Source organism: Mycobacteriales bacterium, from assembly GCA_036497565.1.
Taxonomy (GTDB): domain Bacteria; phylum Actinomycetota; class Actinomycetes; order Mycobacteriales; family QHCD01; genus DASXJE01.
This window is the reverse complement of record DASXJE010000109.1, coordinates 1-4,903: the sequence shown is the minus strand read 5'-3', so window position 1 is coordinate 4,903 and position 4,903 is coordinate 1. Positions and strand designations below refer to the sequence as shown.

The 4,903-nt window shown below is 67.9% G+C and carries 4 protein-coding genes; 2 read left to right on the top strand and 2 right to left on the bottom strand.

The genetic code is table 11. From position 1 onward, the window contains the following. Nucleotides 1-470, bottom strand: a 470-nt coding sequence (locus VGH85_09640; GenBank protein HEY2174056.1) for a MarR family transcriptional regulator, incomplete at its 3' end; no start/stop codon positions are given. Nucleotides 471-555: 85 nt separating this feature from the next. On the opposite strand from VGH85_09640, the gene VGH85_09635 reads away from it, so the two are divergent. After that, complete coding sequence (locus tag VGH85_09635) at nucleotides 556-2,397, top strand: chloride channel protein (GenBank protein HEY2174055.1); 1,842 nt, start codon at nucleotides 556-558, stop codon at nucleotides 2,395-2,397. Between the two features lie 299 nt (nucleotides 2,398-2,696). Further along, complete coding sequence (locus tag VGH85_09630; protein HEY2174054.1) at nucleotides 2,697-3,632, top strand: phosphotransferase; 936 nt, start codon at nucleotides 2,697-2,699, stop codon at nucleotides 3,630-3,632. Between the two features lie 63 nt (nucleotides 3,633-3,695). On the opposite strand, the gene VGH85_09625 is transcribed toward VGH85_09630, so the two are convergent. After that, entirely contained in the window at nucleotides 3,696-4,667 is a 972-nt protein-coding gene (locus VGH85_09625; protein ID HEY2174053.1) for a phosphotransferase, read from the bottom strand. Between the last annotated feature and the right edge of the window lie 236 nt (nucleotides 4,668-4,903).

Sequence of the window (4,903 nt, the reverse complement as noted above, 5' to 3'; positions counted from 1 at the left end):
GCGGGGTCGGGGTTGGCTTCGCCGGCGGCGGCGGCGAAGGCGGCGAGTGCCTCGAGTAGTTCGCTGCGTCGTTCGGTGGGCATGGATTTGACGATTCGGGCGATCTGTTTGCGGCGGCGGGTGGTGACGGTGCGGACGACGCGTCGCCCGTCGGGGGTGAGTCCGAGGAGTACTTCGCGGCGGTTGGTCGGGTTCTCCTGTCGGGTGACCAGGCCGGCGACGAGGAGTCGGTCGACCATCCGTGCTGCTGTGGACGTCGCGACGTCGAGTTGTTCGGCGAGGCCGTTGAGGTTGACGCCGTCACGGTGTCCGTCGAGGACGACGAGGGTGCGGAACTGTGTCACGGTGACGGTGTCTTCGATCTCGGTGAGGGACCGCGCGGCGACGCCGACCAGCACGCGGGAGGCGGCCAGCAGGGCGGTGACGAAGTCGTCGACGTCGCCGGAGCGGGGCTCACCCGTTTGGGCCACCTGCTTGGGGTTCCTTCGGTGCGCTGCGGTCACCTCGGACCACCCCTCTCATCGCGAGCTAGGCTAATTGTTGCATAATGCAGCTGTGGACTTGTCAGCTGGCGCTGGAAATGATGCTCCGTCGCGCTGGTGGCCGGGGCGTTTCGCCGGCGTGCCGCTGCAGGCCGGGCGGCCGCGGCTGTTGACGGCGCTGCGCTCGTCAAATTCGGGATTGTTGGTGCTGGCGGTTGTGGTGGGCGCCGGGGCCGGCGGCGGTGCTGTGGTGTTCCGGTGGCTGATCAAGGAGTTCACCTTGGCGCTGTCCGGGCACCCGGACTACTCGGCCGCCGGTCATGCGGGCAACCCGCACGTGCCGGGGCTGGGCCGGTGGTTCGTGGTCCTCGCACCGGTGATCGCCGGCTTGCTCTACGGCCCGCTGGTGCATTTCTTCGCCCGGGAGGCCCGGGGCCACGGGGTGCCGGAGGTGATGTACGCGGTCGCCCGCCGCGGCGGCCGGATCGCCCCTCAGGTGGCCGCGGTCAAAGCGCTGGCCTCGGCGCTGTGCATCGGCGGTGGGGGATCGGTGGGCCGGGAGGGCCCGATCGTGCAGATCGGCTCGGCGCTGGGCTCTTCGCTCGGGTCGCTGCTGCGGGTCGCGGAGTCGCGCATGCGGGTGTTGGTGGCCTGCGGTGCCGCCGGCGGGATCGCCGCGACGTTCAACGCTCCGTTGGCCGGGGTGTTCTTCGCGATGGAACTCATTCTGCGCGACTTCACCGCGCAGTCCTTCGGCATGGTGGTGCTGGCGTCGGTGACGGCGAGTGTGATCGGCCGCGCCGCCCTGGGCGGCGGGGCGTTCCTGCACCTGCCGCCGTTCACGGTGCACCATCTCGCCGAGTACGTGCTGTTCGCCGCGCTCGGGTTGTTCGCCGGGGTCATCGGGGTCGCCTTCACCCGGGTGCTCTACCTGATCGAGGACGTGTGCGACCGGGTCTGGCACGGTCCGGAATGGCTTCGTCCCGCCGTCGGCGGGGTGGTTCTCGGCGGGCTGCTGCTCGTGCTGCCGGAGATGTACGGGGTCGGCTATCCGGTGCTCGGCCGTGGCGTGGCCGGGAAATACGCCATCGGCTTTCTGCTGGTTCTGCTCGCCGGCAAGGTGATCGCCACCAGTCTCACGATCGGCATCGGAGGATCCGGTGGGGTGTTCGCACCCAGCCTGTTCATCGGCGCCATGCTCGGGTCCGCGTACGGGCAGATCCTGCACGACCTGGTCCCGGGTCTCACCGGGCCGACCGGCGCGTACGGGCTGATCGGGATGGGGGCCGTGTTCGCCGGGGCGGCGCGCGCCCCGATTACCGCCGTGATCATCATGTTCGAGCTCACCGGCGAATACGGGATCATCCTGCCGCTGATGGCCGCGATCGCCTTGGCGACCGGCGTCAGCCATCTGCTGACCAGCGACACCATCTACACGCTCAAACTGCGCCGCCGCGGAGTGGATCTCGACGCGCCGGTCCGTTCGACCGCGCTCACCGCGGTGACCGCAGGGCAGGTCATGCAGAAGGTCGGGCCGGCGCTCACCGAGGACACGACGCTGCTCGACGCGGCCGAGCTGCTGGCCCGCACCCGCTACGGCCAACTCCCGGTCACCGACACCGCCGGACGTTACCGCGGCATCGTCACCGCCCGCGCGGTCGCCGACACCCTCGCCGACGGCGACCACGACACGGCCACCGTGGGCAGCGTGGTGGAGCTCCCCGAGACGGTCACATGCACGTCGACGCTCGACCAGACTCTCAACGTTCTCGACGCGTCGTTGACGGCCGCGATCCCCGTACTGGATGACGACCGCACCCAGCTGGTGGGGTGGCTCACCCACCAGCGGGTGCTCAGCGCTCTGCACCAAGTACCTGCCGATCCGACAGCGGCGGGTGCTCCGACCGACGGATGAGCCGGGCAGTTCCATGGTCCCGCGACGGGCAGTCATGCGGGTGGCACTGCGCGCGGGCAGGTGGCCGGTGGCGGTCAGAGCGCAACCGTGTTGGCGGGGCGAGTGCCGGGCTGCGCTGCCTCAATCGTGCCTTCGACGCTCGGTGTGAGCGGTCGGGGGTGCACCGGATCAAGGTGCACGATGCGCGGCGCAGCTGCTGGTCGTTGCTGGTCGCGCTGGACATGCAGCCGAGGAGAAGGGCGTTGTCCATCTAATGCAGCCGATGAGCCGACGGCTGGGCCGTATGCGATCGTGCGGGGGTGCGGGGTGAAGAAATCGAGGCGCTTGTCGTCCTCGAGCGAGCCGGGCTGATACATCAAGGAGTGCTTGGGTGGGGGAGTGAAGGCACAGTTGCGGACCTGGGCGATGGGACCGTGGCCAAGGTGTGGTCCGGTCGGGGCCTGACCGATCTTGGGTTACTGCGTGACTTCTACGACGCGTTGCACGTCGCTCGACCAATCGGCCTCGCGGTCGCGATGCCGCACATCCTGGACCTTAGGGAAGTCGACGGCACTCTCATCACCATTGAGGAGCGACTGACAGGTGATCCGGTGTGGAGGGCTGACGGCACGTCACCGGCTCTCAACGTTGGGATCATCGACACCATGACCGAGGCACTAGCCGCGATCGCCGCGGTCCCGGGGGAACCCACCTTGCGGACTCTTCCCATGCTGCCGAACGAGCCGCCCCTCGCCGCGAACGCACCGTTCCAAACAGAGCTCGCAGCCCTGGTAGCGCGAAGAGCGGATCGGTTCGAGTCCGCACTCCGAGCGGCTCTTCCCGATGTTGACGCAGTTGCGACGGCGACAGTCACGGCCCTTCGAGGTCTGCCTCCTGCTACCCCCAGCCTTGTTCATGGCGACCTGATCGCAGCGAACGTCCTGGCATCTGGCGGTCACGCCACCGCAGTCCTCGACTTCGGCTTCCTGAGCACAACGGGAGACCCCGCCTTCGACGCCGCGATCACAGCGAGTTGTTTTGACATGTGGGGGCCAAGCGCGGCAGACGTTGAAGGCGAGTTGGATCGGGCATTCGTGCCGGCCTTCGGACACGATCACCACCGGTACTCCGTCTATCGCGCCGCCTACGCATTGACAACAGCGTGCTGCTTCGGCACGGACCTGTCGGAGGGCCACTTCGCATGGTGCATGACCATGCTCAACCGCGCTGACGTACGAGACGCCGTCCAAGCCTGACGCCCACTACCGAGGCGGAGTCGGAGCTCGGCCGAGAATTCCAGTCCCAGCGCGGCCGCCGGACTACGACGAGAGTTCAACCCGGCGCGACCACCAGGCCTCGGCGGCGGTCATTGCCCTCTCGGCCTCGTGGATGCCTTCGCCCACGAGCCCTGCGGTGGCAGCCCAGTGCAAGGGTATTAGAGCTACAGCCCCGGGGAGCCAACGGTGCTCGTCGCGAGTCAGCGGTTCCGGAGCCGTGCCTTCGTAGGCGGCGAGCAGTCGTCGCGGCTCGAGCAATTCGCCGCGCTGTGCGGCATGGTGCAGGCTGGCCGCGACGTCGTACAGCCGCTCCCTAACCCTCGCAAAATCCAGGTCGAAGGTGGCCCATGAGCCGTCTGACAGTTCGCCCGCGTTCCCCAATTTGTAGTCCCCATGAATCGGAGTGCATGGCAGTTCGACCTCCTTCCAGAGCTTGGAGAGCTCGCCAGTCAGTTGGCGCATCCGATGCACGACCGGCTCGCTGCGGGGTCCGAGCCTGCGGCGTGTGAAGCCGACCGAGTAACGCAGTTGGCCGAAGGTTCTGTGGTCGTCGAAGGGTTCGGGCGGGCTGGGCTCCCAGACTGCTTTGAGCGCAGTGTGAACGCGTCCGAGCTCCTCGAATAGGCGGAGGTAGGAGTCCTCGTCCGCCCGTGGCTCAATGTGATCGATGAACTCCTCAAGCTCAGCCCAACGATCAGCGACCCTCACGAGATCGCAGCCGGAAATCCGAATCGGCCGAGCGACGCGGACTTGCGTCCGCTGGAGCCGCTCCCGCAGGCGCCGCAGTCCCACTACCCGCCCGCGGCGGACCCAGGGCCTGTGAACCCGGAGGACAACCGGCGGCTCAGCGTCTATCCGCACGTTGAGGTTGAACCCACCGCCAATGTCTGCCCATCCGGCCCCTCGCGCGACGCGGGCGATCAGGGCCGAGACGGCCGGGTCATCTGGGCTGGCTCTAGGTCCGAACCAGCGCGGCAAGGGAGGGGGAGAGGTCGAAGCTTCGCTTCCGGTCATGGCAATGGCCAAGCAGCGCATCCGAGGAAGGGACCGCCTGCGAGCATGGCGCTATCTTGCCGCGACGCTATGACGGTCGGCACCCCGCAGCCCTTTCAGCTCGCCTGATCACATCGTGGAAACGAGTAGCTGGTCGGCGTCAAACGCATTCCCGAGAACGCATCGACCACGCTCGACCGCAACCCACACGTCGACGGACCATAACGACCGGGTGCGCGCCGTGTCTGCTGACTTTC

Coding starts and splice junctions, on each gene's coding strand:
- VGH85_09625 (HEY2174053.1), bottom strand. CDS start 4,667: ATGACCGGAAGCGAAGCTTCGACCTCTCCCCCTCCCTTGCCGCGCTGG.